The following is a 23904-nucleotide window of genomic DNA, read 5'->3' as shown; positions in this document are numbered from 1 at the left end:
GGGACACTGGCTAGCAACTTGTAGTTCATTACAGTCACAGTCCTACGCGTGGAACCACCGGTACCCAGCCATTATCCTGGATCTCCTCTGCCAGCGCCGGTTCCTGGTTTGAGGATGAATGGCACCTTTCCGCCGCGGAGACCCAGGATCCTGGGTAGAGCGCGGGACTCTGCAGTATGCGCTGTGAAATGCCCTGCTCAATGGCAGATGAAACATGCCCGATAGTGCCTGGAGAGTCCGGCCCCAACTTGGTGAGCGCATCCATCAGGCACTCGCTGGAACTCCGAAGCAGCCTGTCGGTGACGGCTCGCGCCACGCTCCAGTTATGGGGGTCTGCCGAGGCCATGCCCCGGAGTTGCTCATCCCGCAGTGGTTCCAGAGGGTCGTTCCCGTCATGGCCCGCTGCAAAGTGCGAAACCACGAGTGCCAGTCGATCCGAGTACTTACCAGCGGCAGCAAGAACGTCGCCCCCCAGTCGGCGAGGGATACGAGTCGCCCCGAGTCGGCTAGTGGACGTAGCGAACGAGTAAAACTCATCTTCTGATGCGGCGGCCATGACAGCTGCTAAGTTGTCCAGGTGCTTCAGCACAACGTTGCCATCCGCCGTAGCCAGGAGGGCGAAGGCCCAGGTTCTCCTCGAAAGAGAATCCTTATACGTGTCGAAGTTGGATTGCCACCACATGGTGGACGGATTCTTACGGAGAGCCATGACAAGAGTGCCGTAGTCGACTGCCGGGCCGAAGGGCTTTCCCTCTTTCTCAAAGGACCCTTCGGGACGCGTGTCCTGAGTAGCCGCACCGATGATCGCTATATCAGCAGCCAGCCAGCAGGGGCCGTGCAGGCGAGCCAGTTCTCGCGCCGCATTCTGCCAGGGCTCCGTGGTGCCCCTCTGGCCCATGGCCTGTGATCTCGCGGCATGCTGGAGGCGCTTATACCGGTCATCCTCAGCGACGAGGGCGTTGAAAGACTCGGACCGAGGGGGCCGTTCTGGCTGGTCAGTCCAAAAGTGGCCACTGGAAACCGCAGGCCCCTCCCGACCCGACTCGGCCAGACGAATGAACCAAAACGGGCGCATACTTCGGAGCAAATTGCCGGCCTGGCTTGAACTCGTTGACTCTTCTTCCGAACACCACCCGTCGAGGACCGACCTGAGTAGCCGCGAGTCTTGGGCCGACCCGCTGGCGGGCGATACGCCCGCGGACAGTGCCGAACGGCAGGACTCCGCGTCGACAAGAGCCATCCTCTCCGCTAGGTGAGTTAGCTTTGGCACCCCAAACCTTCCCCCAATGGCTAGCCAGGCCGACTCAAGTGGTGTGCCCAGCGCAGCCGCCACTCTGGGCTGCCACCATTCTGCGAAGTCCTTGGCATCGACCAGGCGGTGCTTCTGCAACATGGACACACGGGCGAGAGATATAGCATCGCCCGGCGCCCGATCAATATCATCCAGCAATTCCGCTCCCAAGGCTTCCCCGCCAGAGGCCGGACTTAGCACCTGAAAGTTAGTGCCGCTTGCCTGCAGCGAAGTGGTCAACCTGACTGTGAGGTCGTCCGTCAGAAGCCTCGTCACGTCTCGCTGAATCGCTGGCTTATTGGTGAAGATTCCGTCGCTTAGCAATGTCCATACAGCGACTCGTTCCTGCAGGGGATGCACCATGTCGGCCAAGGCCTCTTCTAGCCCATATCTTAGGCTGGCAAGCTCGTTGGGGTTGGCAAAGCCGGCGTAAAACCTGGCGGTGTTCAGCCAGTAGTTCCGCTTGATGAGCTCCTTAAGGACATCGGATTTCGGCAAGGGATCCCGACGGTCCTGCCCAGCCCACTCGGCAAGAAACTTCGCAGCGAAGTATTCTCGGACAGGTTGCACAGCAAACTCGAACGTCCCTTCCGATTTGCTTGTGAGCGCCCAAAATCGGTCGGTCACAGCCTGGAAGAGCTCCTCCGCACGATCAACCGGGCCACCAGTTCGGCGAAAGTAAAGAAAAAGGGTGTCCTGGATGGCCTGCAGAGTCATACGGTCGGCCCCCCGTTCGCTCTCGACCCCAGACTGCATGTGCCATCCGAGGAAGGACGTCACTTCAATGACGTGCGGAACATGATCGCGATGGATCTGCTGCTTGTTTACCTCTCGGTCCATAAAGGTGTCCATGTAGTCCGTATACAAAGGCGTCCTGCTAACGGGCACAGCATCACCCTTTCTGCTGATCAGGAACAGGAGAATAGTCAGCTGCATCGGGTTGTCAGCAAGTTGGGCTACGTGATCATGGGTCGTACGTTCCTCGAACGTACGACGCAGCTTCTGTAGCGCAAGTCCGCGAATGCCATTCAGTTCAGTCCAGCGATTGACAAATTCGCGCTGCAAGTCAGCGTCCAAGGGGCACAGCTCGAGGGTCTGAAAGATTCCTTTATCAGGTTCAGGCAAACCCGAGGCGTTTGGCCTTGCGGTGACCAGGATTTGGAAGCGACGCTTGGCATCCGATTTACCCATCCGCGACGAGAAGCGGTCAATCTCTTCGACGACAATCTTGCGAAGCTTCAGATCACCAACTTCATCCAAGCCATCGAGTACCAGCAAGGTGGGATACCTGTCTAGAAGGCTCTGTAGGCGCTCCACCGTCACCTGGCGGCCGCCGCTATGGAAGGTACACAGGGAGACGAGGAAGAGCTCAAGCGAACGCTCAAACTTGCGCCTGTATCGGGGCTTGCGGGTCATATCCTCTTCGCCAAAGGGGTCTCGTCCCGAAAGCCACAATGCGTAGTCACTGAGATCTACGCGCAAGGGAAGCTTGGGATCTGTCACCGCAGGCAATCCATCGGCGACTGTTGCCAACTCAGGGGCGATCGCAGCTCGATGGATCTGGCAGAGAAACTGACCTAATGTGGATTTTCCCTGGCCAGGAACGCCAAGGAGATAAGTCAAAGGGAACAGCGAGTTCAGCATGTAGCCAACGGCTCCTGTGCCGCCACTTATGTCCTCATGACCAGCGTAGAACCGTTCCATTGAGGCTCCGGGTTGCTGAACCTGCTTTGCTTTGACATCGATAAAAAGTTCAGCGATGTCCACCCGGTCCATGTCGAGTTGGGAAAACTTGATTTTTGAGTCGTCTCCCCACTGGGAGGCCATAACCTTGAGCATCGTGTCCCGCATCTCATGAGCCTCGCCATCCTTCTCTGCCCCGAAAATGAGATAGCGGATGGCCGCCGTACCAGCCAACATTTCCTGATAGGACCATTTGACCGAATCAGGCGCGGCATCGACTTCGGCGTCGATGTCTGCCTGCCACCAACACTCAACGGGGATCCCGAATTCATTGCTGAACTCGTCCAGGGAGATTTGCAGTCTTTGCATGCTCCCGCTGTCCTTGGACGTAGTAGTCCCGGCCACGGAGGTCATCAGAATGTAGCGGGAGATCCCTTTCTCGTGCACCAGTTTTGAGATTTTGTCCCGCTCACCCTCGATGGTGGCACGCAGCCACGTGTGTGGGTTTTGCTGGACCTTGCTGGACCATTTGACTTGGTAAATGATGCTGCCAGCAGAGATCGCATCGACGCCGCCGTCCGACATCCCTATGGGGAAGCATTGAACATGGTCGTACTTTAGGCGAAGCAAAGCGCCGCACAGTTGCTGGAAGGCGCCTTCACTCAGCCTGGAGTAAAGGTACTTAAACGAGTTTCCTGGCTGCTCGGAGGCGGACCGCGACGTGCGAGCGGTGCCGGGTTGTGGCTGGCGTGGTCGGCCTTGGCTAGATGGCCGGGGACCACCCGGCCTCGGCGCGGCGAATGGATTCGATCCTGTTCGCGGCCTTCGGAAGTCTCCTGAGTCCATGAGGACATCCTGCCGTATTTTGAACAAACTTTTCCGTTGCGCTCGGCTCTTGGGCTGGCGAGGTCTCCGCAAAATTGTCCACTGACATACTTGGGGGTCTTTAGGATCAAATCCCAGCATCTTCCGCGCCGCCGCCAGGGCCATTTTCACACCTGCAAATCCTGAATATTCCCATGGATCAATTCCCTTTTCTGGGCGCACTGTCAGCAGCAGGGGTCTGGTCGCTTCCATTACAGCCACTCGGATCGCGGTGTCGTCTGCAGCTCAACCTCATCCATGCGGGGATTTTTCACGAAGGGAGTCATGGGGTACAGCGCCAAGTTGGGATCCATAAGTGAGGCGCCTCAAAGGTTGCCGAGTGCCTCTTGGCTTGGGCCGTCGCCGGTACGCGACCTCGACCCAAAGACTTCAGGGACGGCCCGGTTATCCGCCAGCATTGGTAGAGTCGTGCCCGCGGCATAAGCCGCCTAGGACCTGAGGGGACTCCCATGTGGCTCGGCAGTTGGCTGCGGCAGGCATTAGGCGCAAACGCGGCCCCGATACCGGCGAGTCAGCGGGAACAGGCTGCAGCCCGGCCGCCGGTGAAGATGGCCCTTTCCATATCCTTCAGCCCGTGCTTGGAAGTAGCCGGCACGACCACGTTCGCCAAGGAAGCAGTGGCTGCCCTAGCCGACAGAAAAGGACTCAAGGAGCGTGGCTTCTACGAGGGCAAAGCCCAGCTCCAACGGGAGCCTGATAATGCGGTAGACCCGCAGGCCGTAGCTGTGCTCGTTGACGGTGAGAAGGTCGGTTGCCTCCCCTCCTCCGCGACCAAGTCCATCGGCCTGCCTATCGGGGCGAGTGAACCGGTGGAGTACCAGCTCCACGTACTCCGGGGACAGAAGCTGCTTGCGAAAGCCTACGTTTGGCTGGCAGACAGCAAGCCCGAATGGCCCTACACAGAACAGAGCCCGCCCGCGCTCACGTCCAGGGAACGGATCGACAGCACCCACAACCGCCGGTCTGAAATGGTTCAGGAAGCCCTGGAGGGCGGTGGTGCGCGGGCCGCCCAGTTCAAGCGGGGAATGGTTGACGGCGTCCACTACCTCGAGCTCGTGGAGCCGATCAAACAGCTGAAGCGCAACGGCCAGCTCGATGAGGCACTCGTCCTTTGCTACAAAGCCATCCTGACTATGTCAGTCTGATCGGAGCCCACTAGGACGGCCCGAACGGTACCCACCTGAGCGACTTGCCGGACCTAATGACGGCTTGAATGGTACCCACCTGTGAGCGTAGATCCCGTCGAAGTAGGGATTAACGGCGGGAGGACCGGATGGGGTCGAGAGTGGAGTTGTTCGCGCAGATTCGAAGGGACGCCAGAGTCGATGGCGCATCCATCCGCGAACTTGCGCGCAGGCACAAAGTGGCGAGAAAGACCGTGCGCAAGGCCTTGAGCTCCCCGCTACCGCCGGAACGAAAGACTCCCGAGCGGTCCTCGCCCCGGCTCGATCCATTCAAGGCAGCAATCGACGCGATGCTCATCGAGGATACGACGGCGCCGCGGAAGCAACGCCATACCGCTCGGAGGGTCCTGACCCGGCTCATCGAAGAGCGCGGCGCGGAGGAGCTGTCGTATTCGACTGTGCGTGATTATGTGCGGGTCCGCCGGGCGCAGATTGATGTGGAGGCCGGACGCCGGGGGGAAGTGTTTGTCCCGCAGGAGCATGCCCCAGGCGCCGAGGCTGAGGTGGACTTCGGTGAAGTCTGGGTGGTCCTGAAAGGGGTGAAGACTAAATGCCACATGTTCGTATTCCGACTGTCCCACTCGGGCAAGGCCATCCACCGGATTTACCCGACGCAGGCCCAGGAAGCATTTCTCGAGGGCCACATCGAGGCGTTCAGCGAGGTTGGCGGTGTGCCGGTCAGGCACATCCGCTATGACAACCTCACCAGCGCGGTCACTGCCGTGGTTTTCGGGCAGGGCCGGCAGCGCCAGGAGAATGACCGGTGGCTGTCGTTCCGCTCGCACTACGGCTTCGATGCCTTCTACTGCCAGCCCGGCATCGCCGGAGCTCACGAGAAGGGCGGGGTCGAGGGCGAGGTCGGTTGGTTTCGCCGCAACCGGCTCTCCCCCATGCCTGTCGCTGAATGCCTGGATGAGCTCAACGACCGGATCCGAGCCTGGGAAGGGCTGGACGATGGCCGGCGGATTGGTGACAGGATTCGCACCATTGGCCAGGACTTCGCCGCCGAACAGCCGTTCCTGGCCCCGCTGCCCAAGGAGGTCTTCGATCCGGGTCTGGTGCTGACGCCGCGGGTGGACCGGTCTTCGATGATCACGGTGCGGATGGTGAAGTATTCCGTCCCGGCCCGGTTCATCGGCAGGAAGGTCCGGGTGTCCTTGCGGGCATCCGAGCTCGTGGTGTTCGAGGGCCGCTCTGTGGCCGCCAGGCATCAACGGATCGTGGCCAAGAACGGGCAATCCGTGCAGCTGGATCATTATCTGGAGGTCCTAAAGACAAAGCCCGGCGCGCTGCCCGGTTCCACGGCGTTGGCCCGGGCGCGGGAGTCGGGGGCGTTCACCAGCGCCCATGAGGCATTCTGGGCGGCGTCCCGCCGGGTCAATGGCGATGCGGACGGGACTCGGGAACTCATCGACGTGCTGCTGCTCCACCGGTCCATGGACGCCGGCGACGTCCAGGCGGGGATCGCCGCTGCCCTCGGAGTGGGTGCCGTCAGCGCCGACGTCGTCGCAGTCGAAGCGCGCAGACACGCCTCCAGCGTCCCCCCGGGTGGGTCCGGTTCGGACCGTCATCTCGGCCCTCATATTGACGTGAATGTGCAACGAGTTGTCAGTCTTACCCAGCGCCGGCTCATGGATCCCGCCGCAGTCATCGCCGGGCTCCCGCCGGACGCCCGGCCCCTACCTTCGGTCAGTGCCTATGACGAGCTGCTGGCCAAACGCGCCGAGCACCCCGCAGGAATCGCGTCGAAGGAGAACATCTCATGACCCCAACTGCACCCTCAACGACGGTCACTCCGTCCCTGCGCCGGCGGCGCGGTCTGACAGAACAGGCCGCGGTTGCGGCCGTGGACCAGGCCTGCCGCCGGCTGCGCCTGCCGACTGTTCGGGGGGTCCTGGACGAGGCCCTGACCGTCGCCGAGAAGGAACAGCTAAGCTACCAGGGATTCCTGGCCGAGCTACTAATGGCGGAGTGTGACGATCGGGACCGGCGATCGTCCATTCGGCGTGTCAAAGCCGCGAACTTTCCCCGGGACAAATGGCTGGGGGATTTCGATTTTCAGGCCAACGCAAACATCAACCCCGCCATCATCAATGCGCTGGCCACCGGGGACTGGATACGTAAAGGTGCGCCTCTGTGTCTCATCGGGAATTCAGGCACGGGCAAATCCCACCTGCTCATTGGGCTAGGCACTGCCGCGGCCGAGAAGGGCTACCGGGTCAAATACACCCTCGCCACGCGGCTCGTGAACGAGCTCGTCGAAGCCGCCGACGAGAAAGTCCTCGCCAAGACGATTGCTAGATACGGGCGCGTAGACCTCTTATGTATTGATGAGCTTGGCTACATGGAACTGGACCGCCGCGGCGCTGAGCTTCTCTTTCAGGTTCTAACAGAACGGGAGGAGAAGAACTCGATTGCCATCGCAAGTAACGAATCCTTCTCCGGATGGACCAGGACATTCACCGACCCGAGGCTCTGCGCCGCGATCGTGGACCGGCTCACGTTCAACGGCACCATCATCGAAACCGGCACCGATTCCTATCGCCTCGCCCACAGTCTCGCCCGGCCCGGGTTCTGATCAGGATGAAGAACGCCCAAGTGACATTCCAACTCTGACGCAAGATGTGGCGCGGTGATCTACCAGTTGAACTGGCCCCCAGAAATTGGGCCGATTACCTCCGTCCAGGGTCGCTTGCTCTGCTGGGTGCTCTCCTCGTGTGGTGGGAGCACCGATGCTCTATGGGTGGGAGAATTTTCAGTGTGGATTCTGAGATCGTGACCCGGCCCTCCAAGCCCGTTAGTCCGCGCTGGAGCCAGCGCCGGCGTGTGCTGATCGTGTTGTGCTTGAACGCGTCGTTGATCATCGGGCTGGTCACCGTGGGCCTGCTGGCCGGTTCCATCAGTGTGCTCGCCGCGGCCGGCGATACCGTGGCCGACTGCCTCGGCCTGGTTCTGGGACTGATGGCCATCGCGTTAAGGGACCGGGACCCCGACCATCCCCATGCGCACCGCCCTATCGCTATCGCCGCGCTGATCAACGCCACCCTGCTGCTGGGCGTCACGGTCACTGTGGTCCTGGAAGCCATCTCCAGGTTGCAGGAAGGATCCCCAGCGGTCCAAGGCCTGCCCGTGGTCATCGTTAGTCTGATCACCCTGGTGCTGATGCTCGCGGGAGCCTTCGTGCTGGGTCTGGACGCAGGCGAGGAAGACCTCCACATGCGCTCCGTACTCCTGGACGCACTGGCCGATGCCGCGATCGCCGGAGCGATCGTCGTGGCCGGAATAGTAATACTGGCCACCAACGGCCTGTATTGGCTGGACCCGATCCTAGCCCTGGTCGCCTCGGCCGTAATCGCCATCGCGGCCGTGAAGCTGATCATCAAGGCCATCGCCGCGCTGCGAGGCGCAGACATTGACTTCGACTTCGACGACGACTGAACCCGCGGGCCTAAGCGGCACAGTATGCATGCCGACGGGAGCTTGGCCAGGCGCCTGCGCACCTACACAAGACCCGATCCGCTGATCCTTGACGACTTTGCAGAGCGCGAACTCCCCCAAGGGGACGACCTCTAATAGATCAGAGTCATACGGTTAGTGGTGACGGAAGATCTCCACGGCCTCGCGGATCGCGTAGTAGACGATGACGAGGCCGGCCAGGGGGTCAGCCCACCACCAGCCGGCGAGGTCATCAAGCAGGACACCAAGGAGGACGGCCGTGGCGAGAAGACCGTCAATGAAGGTCACCCTGCCCTCGGCGGTCAGGACGGGGTTGCCCAAGGCCTTTCCGGTACGGGCCTTGCCGGCCGCGAGGGCGAACATCACTGCCGCAGTCACCGCGGTCCAGCCGACGCCCCAAGGGCTCGGCAGCGGCCGATGTCCCGCGGCCAGGGCCAACCCTGACTGAACGAGGAGGTAGGCGGCCAAGGCTATGAATGCACCGGCGATGAGCTTGAGAGCGAGCCGCTGCCGGTGTTCCCCAGTCCCGGAGAGCTCCCAAATCACGACTGTACTGGCGCCAATCTCAATCAGGCTGTCCAGCCCGAAGCCTGCCAGGGCCACAGACCCCGCCGCGATCGAAGCAACCGCGAGGACGACCACGCCCACAACGTTCCATGCCAGAGTGATCCCTTCCAGGACGAACCCCCGACGCCTCAAGAGGAGGCGCCGGCCCGGGTCTGCGTCAACAACCATACTGCTGTCCTAACTGAAGTCATCCTGCTCCGGCACGGCGGCCAGTGCGGGCTCGTAGACAAGAGAAAGCAGGCCCGAGTTCCCATTGAACTCTGGGTCCGCCACCGTGCGGGCGAGCTGCCCGCACCAAGGGCGAGCTGCCCGCACCAACAAGGGTAGCGGGACTCAGCCCGTCTCCAATCTCCGTGGCGAGCACGCTCAGGAAGTCAGTGGCACTCGACAACCTGGGAAATTAAGTGGCGGCAAGTCGCTCAGGTGGGTACCGTTCGGGCCGTCCTAGTGGGCTCCATTCAGGTTGACACGATCAGCCATCCAGGCTGCCGAAGGGGATGCAGGAGGCCGAGAGCCCGCGCCCTGGTACACGGAGCAGGCTGCGATTGTGCACCGGAAGCTCAAGCAGAAGGACGAAGAGATCGCAGTGCTCCAACGGTGGCTGTCCAAGTGCCCGACGGCGCTGCGGAGCGGTAGCCCGATCGCGGAGCGCCTCGCCAAGCTGGAAGCCGCCGGCTAGCTCCGACTATCGGGCCCGTCGCTGGGCCCAGCAGTAAGTAGGGGCCATAGCCCCTGCCAGTCGGCTTCGGTATACACCGAGATGTCGGAAGACGTACCCGCCGGTGGAAACGAGCAGCGTGCTGAGTGCCTCCTGCAGCTGCTCCTGGGTGACGCCCAGTATCCGCATAATGCAGTCGGTGCCGCTGTGCTGAATCTGGGACGGCGGACGCTTAGGGTTCACCTGGATCGGTGGTAAGCCTCCGCTTCGTGCTGCTGGTGACCCGTCCCCGGCGATGAGGCTCCCTCGAAGGAGACTTGGAGGAAGCCGCGAAGAAGTCCGTCACGTCCACTCCCAGGACATCAGCAAGGTCCCAGAGCCTCTCGTAGGCGACGCTCCGCCTTCCCCACTCGATTCCGATGATCATGACCCGTGTCAGCCCCGCCTCCAGCCCCAATGCCTCTTGGGTGAGCTGCTGCTCAATGCGGAGTTCGCGGATCCTGGACCCGACTTGGTTGCGTCGCTCCTGCCAACGCTGCAGCCGGGCGGGCGGGATCTGTGAAGGTCGAGTGGGCACACCCTATGCCACTAAGATGGAACGAGTTTGTCTGTATCACTAGTGATACATAAGAACGAATGAGATACAGATCACCAAGAAATCGAAAGGCGCTCCCGTGGCCGTTTCAGTCCTACTCGACCTAAACCAGGTCGTGTCCGTACCCGAACTCAAGCACTTCCTCAGTTATCTTCCGGCCGGCTTCGATGCGACCGAAGACCTCCGCAGCATTCATTCGGACGGAACCCCAAGTTTCCTAGAAATCCCGTTGCCAGTGCCCGAGCAGGATTAGAGGTCGGACGGCGCCACGATCCAATGGACATTAACCCGCTCTCGGTGACCGATGAGACGACGGGGAGCTTTGCGGTGCGGACGTCTTCAGGGACCCTGTACGCCATCCACCTGGATTCTCCCCCCGAGGTCGTGAGGCTCGCCGAGGACCAAGACCCGGCGCCACGTTATGCCCACCTCCCCGCAGCGAAACTCCGCCGGGATGCCGAGGCCATCAGGCTCCTAAAAATCGTAGAGATGCAGGTGGGGCGCCGTGGCCTGATGTGGCTGGACGTCCGCCGCGACGGGATACCCACTCTCCGGGACACAACAGAGGTGGTTTCCATCTCTTTCCTCCAAGGTACCCGGGCGTCTCGTCGATGAGTTTGAGTACGGCCGGAGCAGATGAAGGAGGCACCATCGAGGACTCACCAGACCGCCGCAAACCCTTCGCAGTCGCCGGCGACTGGCACGGCGACCTGGGGTGGGCCATCATGGCGATCCGATCAGCTGACCGTGAAGGGGTAAAGACCATGATTCACGTCGGCGACTTCGGCTTGGACTGGCCCGGAGCCAAAAGAGGCCGCTTCGAAGCCCGACTGAACAAGTGCCTGCTGAACTTCGGCATCACCCTGATCCTGTCCGGCGGCAACCATGACAACTGGGAAACCATTGATAAGCTCCCCGTGGCAGCCGACGGTCTCGCCACCTTCCGTTCCAACATAAAGGTGCTGCCCCGAGGTGGCCGCACGGCCATCAGCGGTCTGGTGATCGGTGCCTTGGGCGGAGCGTTCAGCGTCGATTACGGGCACAGGACGGCAGGCAAAGACTGGTGGAGCAACGAAGAACCTACGACTGAAGATGCCAAGAGGCTTGTCGCAGGCGGACCTGTTGACGTTCTCATCACCCACGACGCGCCGTTGGGCATCCCGTTGAAAAGCGACTTCGACCTCACCCCCGAACTCATCGACCGCGCGGAAGCGACGCGCGTTCTCCTGCGCAATGTAGTCGACTCGCTGGCCCCTCCCCATGTGTTCTGCGGCCACTGGCATCAACGCCGGACGCAAAAACTGAGCCACATGGATGGCCGCACATCACGCGTTGACGTCTTGAACAAGGAGAACTCTCGGGAGGGCAACGCGGTGCTCGTATGGCCAGGTCAGCCGCCCCTGCGTATCGAACCGCTCTATATCCGGGGCACTTAGGCGATGCGTCTTGCCTAACGCGGAGGCTAGAAAAGTCGACGCTTTCGTGCGTCAAAATGTGCTCCGCTCGTCCATAATATGGCCCTTCTGCCGGCGATGGACGCTACTCGGCACTCCGCGTCGACCGCCTATGCAGCAACACGACCTGGGCCGAACTTCCCAATTGGTCATCGAGTTTTTGCAGCCTTCGCGCCAATCTCTCGGCTTTAATCTGCTCTTGATGGAGCTCGTCCTGCAAGGTGTTTATAGCCCGGGCCAGCAGTTCGGTAAGCGCCTTCCAGTCCGCCGCCTCTTGTCTCGTCTTGGACTGCAGGTCGCGAAGTCTCGATAGCTCAGATTTCGCTCTATCAAGTGCCGTCCCAAGTTCAGTTTCTGCCTCGGTGGGCTGATCCGACCGGTCACGTAGATACTCGAAGCGGTGGCGCAAATCCGGATGCCTCTGATACAGGTGATGCCGCCCGACATTCGCTTCTTTCGCAAGATGGGTGACGGAATTCGCACCTAGCGGGACATGCTTTGGATGACCTGAAAGTATTCGTTGCATGGCGACGAGTATGCTCCTCCGCATTGGGTCCCTTTCTTGTCCAATCTCCATGTTGCTAGGCAGCTCGATTTCGGCCCGAGTGCCTGGTTTTTGGCCTGATACTGAAGTCATTGAAGGGTCCTCAAGGTCGCGCTGCCTTCTGGTCAAGCGTGACTCGCGTCGTATCACATTCAGCGGCAATTGAGTCGTACCGTCCGGCCTGCGCCAACATCGACTGCGCCATGGGCGACGGGGCAAGCTCGGCTTGGTCCCGTAGTACATTTGACCGACGAGTCAGTTCCCTAACATGGTCATCTGTGCGGGCGATGTTCAGGCAACCAGCAATACAACCCAGTAGGTCTGGATGCGTATCCTTCCCAACCTGTTTCAGCTTCTTGCAGAGTGCGGTTTCTTCCCTGAAAATGCAGAGAGCAATGCCAGCCCGGTTGTCGTAAACCCTCAAAGACTTGTCCTTGCGCAGCCTTCGTTCGTCTGCAGGACCGAGTTGACGGGGAAGCCGCCTGGTGGCTTCTATCGCCCGTTCGGCCGCTGGGCCCCCGATCCCGGCGCCAGTGGAGAGCACGGCGCTGAGATGACGTATCGTGTCGACGCGGTGGTTCCAATCCTCTTCTAGTAGGAGGTCCGGAACTCCAGACGATTTGGTACCGGCATACCCCTCTCCCATAGCCACACCTACGTGCTGATACTGGATTGCGGTGGTGACGTCACCATTCGGTCGATGCCGTAGGAACCAGGCCAGAGTGCGCCTAAAGCGTCTTAGGGTGATGGGGCCGTCTGGATCTAGCGGAATTGAGAGCACGGCAGGTTGGGTTGTGTGAGGAGCCAGACGCGTATTCACGAAAGCCACTAAAGAATCTATCCACCCTGTTACTGTGCCCGTGTGAACGGCAGCCGGCCTGCCCTGGGAGAACAGGAGCTCACTGCCCTCCCCCAAGACGTCATTTATCTGCTCCGCAGTCCGGATAGCAGTGGCAACAACCGGAATCGTGGCCCAGACTGCGCGGTTAGGTTCGCTCGGGGAGCCATCCTCACGTCTTGCAACACCTTTGGAGATGGAACCCTGAACCAACTGAAGGCGCGCCCCTCCCGGCCGGATAATCGGCGCAAGAGCACTGCCTCGCCGCAGATTCAGGACCTCACCAGGCCGCATTCCGGTGAGCCCTGCTATAACGACAAGACATGCGGTGCGGAGGTGGCCAAGTAGGGGGCCCCCTCCGTTTGCACCGCCAGCTGGGACCATGTCGTAGACGCTTAAGAACGGAATCCACGACTTGCCGCGAAACCTTGCACTGACTGCATAGTCCATTGCAGCGAGCCCCTGATCCTGACTGAGCTTAAGTGACGCGGCTCGGGCGCCTCGGTAGGCACTGGAAAATTTCTCGGCTGGAAGCCCGTGCCGGTACGCCAAAACGTGCCATCCAATTCCATTATCAGGTCGGCGGCGTCCTGACGTGGGCTGCCGAGGTGGCAACGGCGTCCCTGTTAATACGTACCGGTCCAGAATGCGTCGAGCGGACATATCGACGTCGGCTGGAGAGCGTGTTGCTATGCGATCAAGGTAATTCTCGTGTGCCGCAAGGATGTCTGGAGCAAAGCTGCTCACGAATGCGATACTCCATTCCAGTAGCGGGCTGAATGCGGACTCAGAGATTGGCAGCGTCTTGTTTTCCTGTTTGCGGCCTATTGGACTCCAAACGTGGTCGCGCCACAGCGGTTCAGGCCACTGACAATCCTCCGGCAGCCAGGGATTGAAGTGCCACAAGCGCACGACGTTTGAAAGGTTGACTGCGCATTGCTTGTCCTCAACGAAGCGTCTCTCAATCCATGCCTTCAGATCGTCGAGGTGCTCCGAGTCCAAGTCACCGGGGCAGGTGACAGGTGTGGATCTGTTACGTTCGGACCATTCGTTAGTCAGCCATTTCACTTGGTTGCGAAGTCTGAACAGGAAGTTCTTGATGGTGGCCGTGCTTGGCCATCGCACTGCCCTGCTTCCTGCGACTTCGAAGAGGGATTCCGGTGTGCCGTAGTTGATGAGGGCGTAGGCAACATGTCTTGCAAAGTCCTGAAAACCTTCGGGCCAGCCAGAGAAGTGAAGCGTCACTGAGTTGCGATCAGTGCGGTCTAAAGCACTCAGGGGCCACGACGAAGCGTTGAACGGAGCGACCCATGCCCTGGCGTCGTGGATGCGGTGCCCAGCAATGCTCGGTGCGCCGCTGTCGGGGAATGCGACATCGTTGCGGCAGCGCGCCGGTACGTAAGTTCCACGGACCTCAGCACTCATTCGGGGACCTCGTGTCGTAGCGCAGCCAAGATAGTGGGTACGTGCTGGCCAGCATCGCCGGCAGCCAGTTCTCGTTCCGCGGGAGTGTACCGCCCGACAATGGCTAACATCGTGTAATAGTGAGTGGCGAACCGCCGTTCCCAGATTTCACCTACGCTGTCACGGAGCTCTTCGAGGACGTGCAGAGCGGCCATCAGCCGGGGCAGCAGCCGCAGCACAGTGGCGGCATTCCGGCATTGCAGACAATCCAGAAACGAATAGAAACCTGTAGTGCACGCGACTCCGGTATCTGGACGTTGCTGCGGATCAGAGCAATTTACTAGAACGGAATCAGTATCGGGATCCACTTCCCGGTCCTTTGCAGCACGGACCGCAAGACTTTCACGAGCGTGGTCAACTAGCTTCTGCACTCCGAGCGCGGCTTGTTCCTGGTGTTCAAAAAGCGTTTCGGGGTCGCTTCGGACGTAGTGCAGGTACGTGTCTTCGCTGTGATCGCTCGGCTCCTTGGCAACACCCTGATCCGGTACACTCCGCCGAAGCCGGCTGAAGTCAATCGTGGTGCCTCTCGGAATCCAACCTGCACTGTGTCTGCTGCCGAAATTGCTACCTGCGTGACGGGCGGTAGCGCTGAAGGCGGGCCAGAACACCAGAAGCCGGCGAGCCGGCAAGCCCTGAAGATAGAGATGGGCCCGCGCCGGATCGGTCGCCTCGGCAATCAGCCGCACAGCTCTCGCCCCGGCACCATCTTCATCCTCCTCTGAGCCGTCGGCGGCCACGAAGATCTCGGCCCAAAAGCGACTGGCAGTTCCTCGTCTGGGTTTGTCTATGTCGAGTTGCAGGACTCCCGGCTCGTGCTCCGTCGGCACAGACGCGTTGATAATCGGGGAAAGGTTCATGCCCCGATGGGAGGCAAGAAGGACGGCAGCGGCCAAAACTTCATCGGACGAGAGAAACAGGTGTCTCCGCGCGGCACCTTCACCGCCTCCTTTTAGAACCGAGACTTCGGTGGCGCCGAGGGCCAACATTCCGGCCCTCGACTGGGGCTTGCCGTGAACAATCACTTCATGAAGGGCCTCGGCGCGAACCCTGTCCCTGCAATGGGGGTCGCCGTGTTGCTGAGCAAGGAGGTATGCCGCAGTAATGCGTGCGTGTGCCCCGACGACAACTCGGCGAGCCGCATTTCGAAGTTCAGTGAACTCTCGCTGGGGATACCGCTGAATGCTTTGAACAGATACAGGGCCTCCGGTGCGCTTGGAAGCCTCTCGCTGCGTGGCCTCGGTTACCTCCGGCGCCAACCTCAGTAGTTTCGCGACGTCACTGTAATACCCGAAGGCGGTCTGTGGCGCCTTCTCGGTTTCCAAGGCTGCTTTGTATTGCCGGAGATGAAATGGGGTCACCCCCGCCAAGCTTTCAATTACGTCATCCACACCGCCACGGTGCTCTTGATTCCACCTGTCCACCCATCGCAGGAACGCCGATACGCTTTTCCGCATAGCCCGGACAGTGGACACACGCCTGCCGCCGCTAGCGCTAGCTGTCCATAGCAGAACCGACCCGCCCAGTTCCGTCCGCATCCGCCGCGGTCCGACCATCTTGGATACGTCAAACAGATAATTCGAATTGTCTTCTAAAGCAAAAGCAAAACTCTGTCGTTCTGATGGTTGGTTTTCCTTCACCGCCTTCAGCCCTGCGGGCGGCATCGGAGCACGCCGGCCCCGGGTCATGCGCCAAAGCCCACAAGGGTGCTCGCTGCGGCGATGCCATCCCACACTTCGTCCACGGTGGTCCCACTGAAGAGAGCGGATCGACGCAAACCCTTCACTGGTTCCAAATAAATTCGTTTCGTCGTACTAACGGACGCATGACCGAGCAGATGACCCACTTCGTCAAACACATGCGAGTAATTCCTGGCCAGAAAGGGATCAGCCGGGCCAAGATCCAGGCGTTCATCAGTGGCCCTTATCCCTGCCACGAGAAGCATCAAAGCAAAGGAGAAACGCAGGGAATGGGGCGTGACGTGAACCCAGGGTGAACGCACACCCAACGAGTTCCGCGCAAGCGTTACCCTCGCGTTCGCAGTGTTGAACACAGAGTTCCAGCTTGTGTGGGGCATCGGCTCGCCGGCGTCAGTCAGCCACAGGCTCGCGGGTTCCAGCCCGTCCGGACCTTCAACAAATAGCCGAAGCCGACCCGCCTGAGAAAGGGTTGGGACCTCGAGTATCCGCCCCCCGTTTACGCGAAGCCGCTGCCCGCGCCGACCGCCGGTAAGGTACTCGGTGACTACCATTCGATCAACTCTCTTGTCATAGCGACCCGATCGCTGGGCTCTCCGAACGATGTCACGCCGTTCGCCGTCCAAGTAGGCACGAAGCGATTCCAAACCACTCCGGTGCAAGGGCATGTAATGTCGAAACACGCGCCCTTTGCCCACTACCGGCACCTTGTCTCCGACGGCCACGGGGACTTCCATGGCAAGAAGTGACCCAGCTTCCCCTCCCCGCAATCCTGTCGACAGGACGTAATCCGAGAACGCTGCGTTCCTTGCCGTGTTCCGACCTCGGAAGGCATTATTGGGGAGACCGGCAACGACCTTGCCACTCTCAACGAAAGTTGCCTGGTACCCGCGCAAGCCCACGTCCCGCCACATGGAGTACTCCGCCGGCGTGAGCCACCGATCTCTAGAACCCCGCGCGTTCTTCTCACGATGACCGCCGACCTCGGATGGGTTCAGCAACCGATCCTGCTCGCCGACAGGATTCCGCTCAATCCAACCCTCGCGGCACGCCCAACCATAGAAGTGTCTGAGTGCGGACCATCCCTTATTCCATGTCGCAGGAGTCACTCGGCCTGAGTTGTGTTCGTCGTAGACTCGCCACATCTGGAAGGAACGAACATCTTCGCTCCGCGCTTCGTCCCAACGGACGTCACGCGTTCCAAGGAACCCGAGCCATAACCGAAGTTCCACGGCGTATGTCGTGGCCGTCGACACGCGGTCACGTGGGAAGGCCTGCCTGAAATACATATTCAAGCGATCATCTACCTGCGCCCCCGAAACGAGCGTTGGCATCCCGGGGGAAATCCCGAGCCTCTTCTCCCGGTCTGCTACGTCCTGCCATTCCTTGGCCAGCGGGTGAAAATGAGGCACGACACCTGATTTTTGCCCGGTCTTCGCCAGAACCCAGACGGTGGACTGATAGCCCTCACTGGGGACATCGGCGTCGGCGAGCGACGATGCGGTGGAAGCTGCCTCGTTACAGGTAGCGGAAGGAACCGGCTGGTCTGCTTCTGCGGCAGGACTATCTAGTGGAGGGAGGGGCATTCAAGAAATCTAATACCGAGCGGAAAAAAATCAAAGAGTAACTCGCCACTTTCGAAAAAAGGAACTACTGGGCGTAAAATTGGAACCAATAGGCGTAATTGAAGTGATCAACATGGAAAGAGTCGCCGACAAACAGAGTGAGCAAAGGCGCGACTACCACCGGAATTAGTCCGTCAGACGTCTCGGCGAGGGAATTCTCGCGGTGGGCGGACGGCAAAGTTCGCCGCCTTCCCCAGGCCCATAGTCGGTCGGCAGCAGCGACCAAGACATGGCCTCAATTTCTTTTTTGAATTCTTGCACATAGGAATGATGAAGCCTGTTGCCACCGCATGGGCGCTATGCGGCGCATGCAAATCCGATCTAATTCGGTTGATGCGGCGGCCCTTTTCAGGGTAACTCCGACAACAGCGAATCGATATGCCGTCGTTTCCAGTGTCTTCGCCTACGTTTGCAATTTGAAGTACGACGTAGCACTGAAGTGTCCTCTCACCGGGCTAGACCCGGTTACGACCATGCCGGGCGTCGGACAAATGGAAACCTGGATTACATACTGCCAGCATGCGCGCCTGTCAAAGACTAATAGGTTATCCCTCGTTGACACTCCGCTTCACATTGCGGGCGGCTTGCCGAAGGGGCTTTATAAGGAGTTTGACCTGCTGGTCAGCATCCAATGAATAGAAACAAGCCGATTTGATCAACTTACCTCGCATAGGAAAGGATCACAAATTCTCTCCCTTACACTGCGGAACGTCGTCTCCGTGATTGCGGATGTTCGGACTCTATATTTGCCTCAGACTTCGCTGGGCCCAGTCGCGGCGATTTCTCGCTCACAAATGTGGACGATGCGTTAACGCATTTCCGAGCACAAATCATCTCCGCTTCCGAAATCCTGAAGTTCTTCAAAGATTCGTCTTTGACGTTCTTCGCCACGGAAAGACCGTAATTCTTCAACGCCAAGCAAGTTCGAATCCACCGGATTACGGGGCGGCTTTCCGGAATAACGACGTGTCTGGTCTTTCCCCCGGGTTCGATTATCAGGTGAGTTGGCTGGTAGGCCGCCTGCGACGACCAGGAAAACAGTGGGCAAGAACCGTAGTCACTGTCCAAGCTGCCGCTTCCGTCAAGTCCTCGACCGTCGCCCAGTGGTTCTGGATGTTGTTGCCTGAACGTCGACAACGCCACCGCGACAGATTCCGCACAACAGCGGCTTTTTACAGAGAACTGACCGGGACGTCACCCCTCTCCCGCGGGTCGTCTCCGGCCATTTTGCCCTTGTGACGCTCCACAGGCGCCGCACCCGCGCACCAGAGGAGCGCGAAAAGCAGCCTGTTCATGACGCGGGCCGGATGTTTTGGAGTAGCCATGTGATTCCCCTTTTTTCTTGTGCTGCTGACGCTTTTGATGTTCATTCGATTCGTGGGCGGACTCGCCCGTCAGAGGCCTAGGGTGATGGCAGCCAGGCCCGGGAAAACGGCGAAGACGACCGTCAGGGGCAACACGCCGAAGACGAGTGGGACCATCATCCCGATCTCCTTTTTGCCTGCAGATTCCATGAGGTCCCGCTTTGCGGCGTCCCGAACGTCCTGGGCCTGGGCCCGGAGGATTTCCGCCAGCGGTGTGCCCCGTTCCACCGCGACGATGAGTCCGTCGACGAAGCGCACCAGCGGGGCCAGGTTGGTCCGGGCGGAAAAGTCCTGCAGGGCTTCCACCAGCGGCTGGCCGGCCCTGGTAGAGGCGAGCACCAGGCCGAATTCCTTGGCCAGTTCCCCCTGGGTGCGGCGGCAAACGCGGTCCAGCGCCCCGGTGGCGCTCTCTCCGGCGCTCACGGCCAGGGCCATCAGCTCGGCGACGCTTGGGAACTCCGCCATCATGCGGGCCTCCCGTTTCTTGATGCGGGCACCGAGTGCATAGTCCCGGAGCATGAAGCCGGCCAGACTCGCGGCGACGACGATCAGGACAGCGAAGAGCGGGTTGAGCCGCATGGACAGGCCACTGATCAGGACCAGGGCCACCGCACCCAGGAATCCTCCGGCGGCCCAGAGCAGTTGTTCCGCGCGAAACTCGATGGCGGTCTTGTCACTCCCGGCGCGCACCAGCCTGCGGTTCAGGGCGGTCGTTCCAGGGTTGAGCCGGCCCAGAGCCCGCATCCAGTCGGCGAAGACGGGCCGAAGGATGCGTTCCAGGGGTCCGAAGGGAGTGAGATTCCGGGGTGCCTCGTGCAGGAGCCGGGATTGCACGCTATAGGAGCGAAGCTGCGGGGCGATCCGTTCGGTAAAGCTGACCGGCCGCATGAACGGCAACCGGACCAGCACCAGCCACAGCGCGGCTCCGAGCACGGCACCGCACGCCGCCGCGGAAGCCAGGAGCGCGCTCATCGGAGAACCCGTTCGTCCTGCGGAAGGGCGCCGATCCGGAGCATGAGTGTGTAACAGACGAGCGAGACCACCAGGCCTCCGACCAGCACGGCGGCGCCGGCGGCCGTGTTGTAGGCGGCGACCGCTTCGGGCCGGCTGGCGAGCAGGACGAGCACAATCCAGGGTGCGGCGACGGCGAGGCGGGCGGCGTTCACAGTCCAGGACTGCCTCGCCTCCAGTTCGCTGCGGGTACGGGCGTTCTCTCGCAGGAAGTCCGCGAGAGTGCCGAGCAAACGCCCAAGATCTGAGCCACCCACCTCGCGGGTGAGGCGCAGGGCTTCCACGATGCGGTCGGCGACGGGGTCGGCGAGCCGCTCCTTGAGCCGATTCAGGGCCGGGTCGAAGCGCCCAGCGGACCGGTAGTCGGCGCCAAAGTCCTGGAAGAGCGGACGCAGCTCGGAGGGCCCCTTGTCGCCGAGCTGGATCAGGGCCTCGGGGAGTGACAGCCCGGCCCGGATCGCCGACCGCAGGTGGTCGACGACGTCGGGCCACAGCTCCCGCAGCACGGCCGTGCGTTTTTGTGCCCGCCACCTGACGGCGCCCAACGGCAGCCATCCTCCGAACAGCCCGAAGCAACAGGAGATGGGCCACGAGCGGGTGCCGGCGAAGAAGAGCAAGGACACGAAACCTCCGACGCCGATGCAGGTGGCCAGGAGTCCGGCCCTGCTGACCTTTTCGATGCCGGCGGTGCGCAGCAGGTCATCAAGGCGGTTCACTTTCGGAGGCCGTGGCGCCCGGGGCGGCTGCTCCCAGGCCGACCACCAGATAAGCAGCAGCCCCACTCCCCCGAGCAGCCCAAGCAGCGGCGCCATCAGTGTGACTCCAGCAGTGCCGCGACGTCGTATCCGGCGCGAGCGAATTTCTCGGCCGCCGGCATTGAGTTCGCCCGGGCGGCCAGCTGGCCGCCCTCGAGCTCGAACACCATGGAGGACTCGATGACCCCGTTCTCGACCCTCCGGCCCAGAGCGAGGATCTCCGTAACTAGCCGGCGGCCGTTCGCGTGCCGGCTGCAGTGGACGACGAGGTCGATGCAGGACGCGACGGTGGGGACGACGAAGGCGCTGGAGATGTTCTCGCCGGCCAAGAGAGGCAGGGTGCAGATCTTCGTGACCGCGTCGTGGGCTGAGTTGGCGTGGACGGTGCACATCCCGGGCATGCCACTGTTAAGCGCGATCAGCATGTCAAGACTTTCAGCCTCCCGGACCTCGCCGACCACCAGGCGGTCCGGGCGCATCCGGAGCGCCTCCTTTACCAGTCGGCGGAGTGGGATTTCGCCTTCGCCTTCGAGGTTCGGTTGTCGGCATTGGAGTCCGACGACGTCGCGGAGCGGGAACTTCAGTTCGAAGATTTCCTCCACCGTGACCACGCGCTCCCGGGTGCCGATGCTGGCCGCGAGACAGTTCAGCATGGTTGTCTTGCCTGCCTGCGTGGCGCCCGAGACGAGGATGTTTAGCCCGCTGGCCACCGCCGCGCCAAGAAATCGGGCGGCCTGCGGCGTGAGGGTGCCGAGCTCGACGAGGTGCTCCAGCCGGCTGGCTTTCACGACGAACTTGCGGATATTGATCGCCCAATGGCGCCGGGTCACGTCAGGGATGACGACATGGAGCCTGGAACCGTCCGGAAGGGATGCATCGACGAAGGGCGACGAGAGGTCGAGACGGCGGCCGGAGCTTTTGAGCATGCGCTCGACCAGATCGTGGACCTGCTGTTCGGTGAGGGCCGCGGACGTCAGCTCCGACTCGCCGTTGCGGGCCACGAAAATCTCGTTCGGAGCGTTGAGCCAGATTTCCTCGATCGCCGGGTCATCCAGAAGGGGCTGCAACGGCCCGAACCCGGCGACGGCGTCGAAGACGAAGCGACGGGCCGTGTCCAAGGGACCGATGGGAGGCAAAGGGGCCAGGAGGGCCCGCTCGTCATAGTCAAGGACAGCTTCGTCGACCAAGCGTCTTACTTCGACGGTCTGCCGCAGCGGATCCAGCCCACGACGCCGGATCAGTTCCCGGACCTCGTCCTCGACGATGCGCACAGCTTCCACGGTGCCCCCAACATGACCGCTGCCCCTTCCCCTGGGGCAGTGCAACTGGGGTTAAACCTAGGGTGGGGCCGTCAGAAGAACAACCAATTTTCTCCCAGTTGTGGAAAAATCCCCGCAGATTTATAACAATTTTCACACAGGTATCAGGCGAAACTCTGGTGCCGCTGTTGTGCCGGGATAAGGTGAGCGCGATAAGTCAGACATTCTCATACCCGAACCACGAATTCACCATTCAGCGGAGTGTGAGATCCCTAGACGCTGCTCGGCCGCGTCGTTTTTCCGGAGCGGTACATGAAGCGAACCTTACCCAGCCAGATTCTCCTCATCAGTCGCCGAGGAGGACTCGCCGTCTTGGCCGCCGCCCTATTAGCCTCCACAGCTCTGGCGGCCCCTGCCCTGGCCATCGAACCGGGCCCCTCGCCATCGCCCTCAGCCAGCGCCGCACCCACGGCGACAGTCAGTGAGACCTCTACTTCATCGGCCGCGCCCGTACCTCCGTCTCCCCCCATCGCGACGGCAACGCCGTCCCAAGCGTCACCGGTTCCTGCTACAGGCGGCGCCTCCCAGCCTTCATCGTCGTCCGATTACCGGTCCGCAATGCAGGCTGCTACGGCCACGGGTGGCGCCCAGATGGGAAAGGGACTGTCAGCCGGCAAGACCACCAGCACCCAAGGGACTTGGACACCAAACTTCGGAGTTCTCGGCCTGGACGTAAGCGAATACCAGCCGTCAGTCGATTGGGGACAGCAGTGGGCCATGGGCGCTCGGTTCGCGTACGTAAAGGCAACGGAAGGTAACTACTACACGAACCCGATCTTTGCCTCGCAGTACTCCGGCGCGCGAGGTGCAGGACTGCTCCGGGGCGCCTACCATTTCGCCAACCCGGCGGCGTCCTCTGGGGCCGACCAAGCTCGCATCTTCGTGGCAAGTGGTGGTGGGTGGTCATCGGACGGATACACCATGCCGCCGGTTCTGGACTTTGAAGAAAACCCGTATAAGGGCAAGACGATCAACGGCTACTACCAGGGGAATGCCTGCTATGACATGACACCGGCGGCGCTCACTGCATGGGCCCACGACTTCAGCAACACCATGGAGTCTCTGATTGGACGGCCGCCAGTGATCTACACCGGCAACTACTGGTGGCAGGATTGCGTCGGAAATCCGCTCGGTTTTAGCAACAATCCTCTTTGGCTGGCGTCCTATCCGCTCTCGGCCTCAACCGGCGCTGGCCCAATCCCTGCAAGTTGGTCTACCTATAGCATTTGGCAGTACTCGGACGCAGGGCAATTTGCTGGGGACCAAAATGTCTGGGGCGGAACCTTCGACAGCTTGCAGGCGTTTGCGACCCGGGGAACTCCTGCGGCGGCGAGTGCGGCGATTTCGGCAACCACTTCTTCTTCTGCCGCGGCGTTGGGGTCCAAGACGTCGGACATTACCTGTGGTTTGCGGGATGGTGGTTGTTACCAGAACTTCCAGAACGGCGCGATCATCTGGTCCCCCGCTACAGGTGCCTTTTCCTCTCAGAATGGTCCCGTACGGGATTCATGGAAAGC

Annotated in this window: 17 protein-coding genes and 1 pseudogene; 9 read left to right on the top strand and 9 right to left on the bottom strand. The window is 61.1% G+C overall.

Going from position 1 to position 23904, the window contains the following annotated elements; all coding sequences use genetic code 11:
* Positions 1–34: 34 nt before the first annotated feature.
* Positions 35–3559, bottom strand: coding sequence for an NACHT domain-containing protein (locus ACFUCU_RS00090; protein ID WP_377969905.1), 3525 nt, complete (start codon positions 3557–3559; stop codon positions 35–37).
* Positions 3560–4308: 749 nt separating this feature from the next.
* Between ACFUCU_RS00090 and ACFUCU_RS00085 the strand changes: the two genes are divergently transcribed.
* The 4 genes from ACFUCU_RS00085 to ACFUCU_RS00070 all read left to right on the top strand — a co-directional run bounded on the left by ACFUCU_RS00085 (position 4309) and on the right by ACFUCU_RS00070 (position 8481).
* On the top strand, positions 4309–5004 hold the full coding sequence (locus ACFUCU_RS00085; protein WP_377969904.1) for a hypothetical protein: 696 nt from the start codon (positions 4309–4311) through the stop codon (positions 5002–5004).
* Positions 5005–5132: 128 nt separating this feature from the next.
* Positions 5133–6809 carry an IS21 family transposase gene (istA, locus tag ACFUCU_RS00080; protein ID WP_377969903.1) on the top strand — a complete coding sequence of 559 codons (1677 nt, stop codon included), beginning with the start codon at positions 5133–5135 and terminating at the stop codon, positions 6807–6809.
* Positions 6806–7621, top strand: a complete 816-nt coding sequence (gene istB / locus ACFUCU_RS00075; protein WP_377969902.1) for an IS21-like element helper ATPase IstB — start codon at positions 6806–6808, stop codon at positions 7619–7621. Before istA ends, istB begins: the two co-directional genes overlap by 4 nt.
* Before the next feature lie 182 nt (positions 7622–7803).
* Complete coding sequence (locus ACFUCU_RS00070) at positions 7804–8481, top strand: cation diffusion facilitator family transporter (protein ID WP_377969901.1); 678 nt, start codon at positions 7804–7806, stop codon at positions 8479–8481.
* Between the two features lie 153 nt (positions 8482–8634).
* Here the strand turns inward: ACFUCU_RS00070 and ACFUCU_RS00065 are convergent, their stop codons facing one another.
* Positions 8635–9234 (bottom strand): cation transporter, encoded by a 600-nt coding sequence (locus tag ACFUCU_RS00065; RefSeq protein ID WP_377969900.1) that lies wholly within the window; start codon positions 9232–9234, stop codon positions 8635–8637.
* Between the two features lie 379 nt (positions 9235–9613).
* On the opposite strand from ACFUCU_RS00065, the gene ACFUCU_RS00060 reads away from it, so the two are divergent.
* Entirely contained in the window at positions 9614–9745 is a 132-nt protein-coding gene (locus tag ACFUCU_RS00060; protein WP_377969898.1) for a hypothetical protein, read from the top strand.
* A 211-nt stretch (positions 9746–9956) separates the two neighbouring features.
* On the opposite strand, the gene ACFUCU_RS00055 is transcribed toward ACFUCU_RS00060, so the two are convergent.
* A complete protein-coding gene (locus ACFUCU_RS00055; RefSeq protein ID WP_377969896.1) occupies positions 9957–10301 on the bottom strand; it encodes a helix-turn-helix domain-containing protein in 345 nt (114 codons plus the stop codon).
* Between the two features lie 629 nt (positions 10302–10930).
* Between ACFUCU_RS00055 and ACFUCU_RS00050 the strand changes: the two genes are divergently transcribed.
* Positions 10931–11755, top strand: a complete 825-nt coding sequence (locus ACFUCU_RS00050; protein WP_377969895.1) for a metallophosphoesterase — start codon at positions 10931–10933, stop codon at positions 11753–11755.
* A 103-nt stretch (positions 11756–11858) separates the two neighbouring features.
* Here ACFUCU_RS00050 and ACFUCU_RS00045 read toward each other — a convergent pair whose 3' ends face one another.
* Complete coding sequence (locus tag ACFUCU_RS00045) at positions 11859–12410, bottom strand: hypothetical protein (RefSeq protein WP_377969893.1); 552 nt, start codon at positions 12408–12410, stop codon at positions 11859–11861.
* A gap of 232 nt (positions 12411–12642) precedes the next feature.
* Between ACFUCU_RS00045 and ACFUCU_RS00040 the strand changes: the two genes are divergently transcribed.
* Entirely contained in the window at positions 12643–12912 is a 270-nt protein-coding gene (locus ACFUCU_RS00040; protein ID WP_377969891.1) for a hypothetical protein, read from the top strand.
* Between the two features lie 1664 nt (positions 12913–14576).
* Here ACFUCU_RS00040 and ACFUCU_RS00035 read toward each other — a convergent pair.
* Positions 14577–15941: a hypothetical protein gene (locus tag ACFUCU_RS00035; protein WP_377969889.1), complete on the bottom strand. Its 1365-nt coding sequence runs from the start codon at positions 15939–15941 to the stop codon at positions 14577–14579.
* Positions 15942–16441: 500 nt separating this feature from the next.
* Here ACFUCU_RS00035 and ACFUCU_RS00030 point away from each other — a divergent pair, with 500 nt between their 5' ends.
* Complete coding sequence (locus ACFUCU_RS00030; protein ID WP_377970809.1) at positions 16442–16612, top strand: hypothetical protein; 171 nt, start codon at positions 16442–16444, stop codon at positions 16610–16612.
* 750 nt (positions 16613–17362) lie between these two features.
* Here the strand turns inward: ACFUCU_RS00030 and ACFUCU_RS00025 are convergent.
* The 4 genes and pseudogenes from ACFUCU_RS00025 to ACFUCU_RS00010 all read right to left on the bottom strand — a co-directional run.
* Positions 17363–17602 (bottom strand): annotated as a pseudogene (locus ACFUCU_RS00025) (site-specific integrase); the annotation flags it as partial.
* Between the two features lie 1730 nt (positions 17603–19332).
* Entirely contained in the window at positions 19333–20274 is a 942-nt protein-coding gene (locus ACFUCU_RS00020; RefSeq protein ID WP_377969887.1) for a type II secretion system F family protein, read from the bottom strand.
* Positions 20271–21125, bottom strand: coding sequence for a type II secretion system F family protein (locus ACFUCU_RS00015; protein ID WP_377969885.1), 855 nt, complete (start codon positions 21123–21125; stop codon positions 20271–20273). Before ACFUCU_RS00015 ends, ACFUCU_RS00020 begins: the two co-directional genes overlap by 4 nt.
* Positions 21125–22348 (bottom strand): CpaF family protein, encoded by a 1224-nt coding sequence (locus ACFUCU_RS00010; protein ID WP_377969883.1) that lies wholly within the window; start codon positions 22346–22348, stop codon positions 21125–21127. The genes ACFUCU_RS00015 and ACFUCU_RS00010 overlap by 1 nt, the downstream gene beginning before the upstream one ends.
* Before the next feature lie 597 nt (positions 22349–22945).
* Between ACFUCU_RS00010 and ACFUCU_RS00005 the strand changes: the two genes are divergently transcribed.
* Positions 22946–23904, top strand: a 959-nt coding sequence (locus ACFUCU_RS00005) for a GH25 family lysozyme (RefSeq protein ID WP_377969881.1), incomplete at its 3' end; no start/stop codon positions are given.

Source organism: Arthrobacter sp. NPDC057259 (genome assembly GCF_042668995.1).
Classification (GTDB): domain Bacteria; phylum Actinomycetota; class Actinomycetes; order Actinomycetales; family Micrococcaceae; genus Arthrobacter.
The sequence above is the reverse complement of the archived record's forward strand: the minus strand, read 5'-3'. Positions and strand labels throughout refer to the sequence as shown.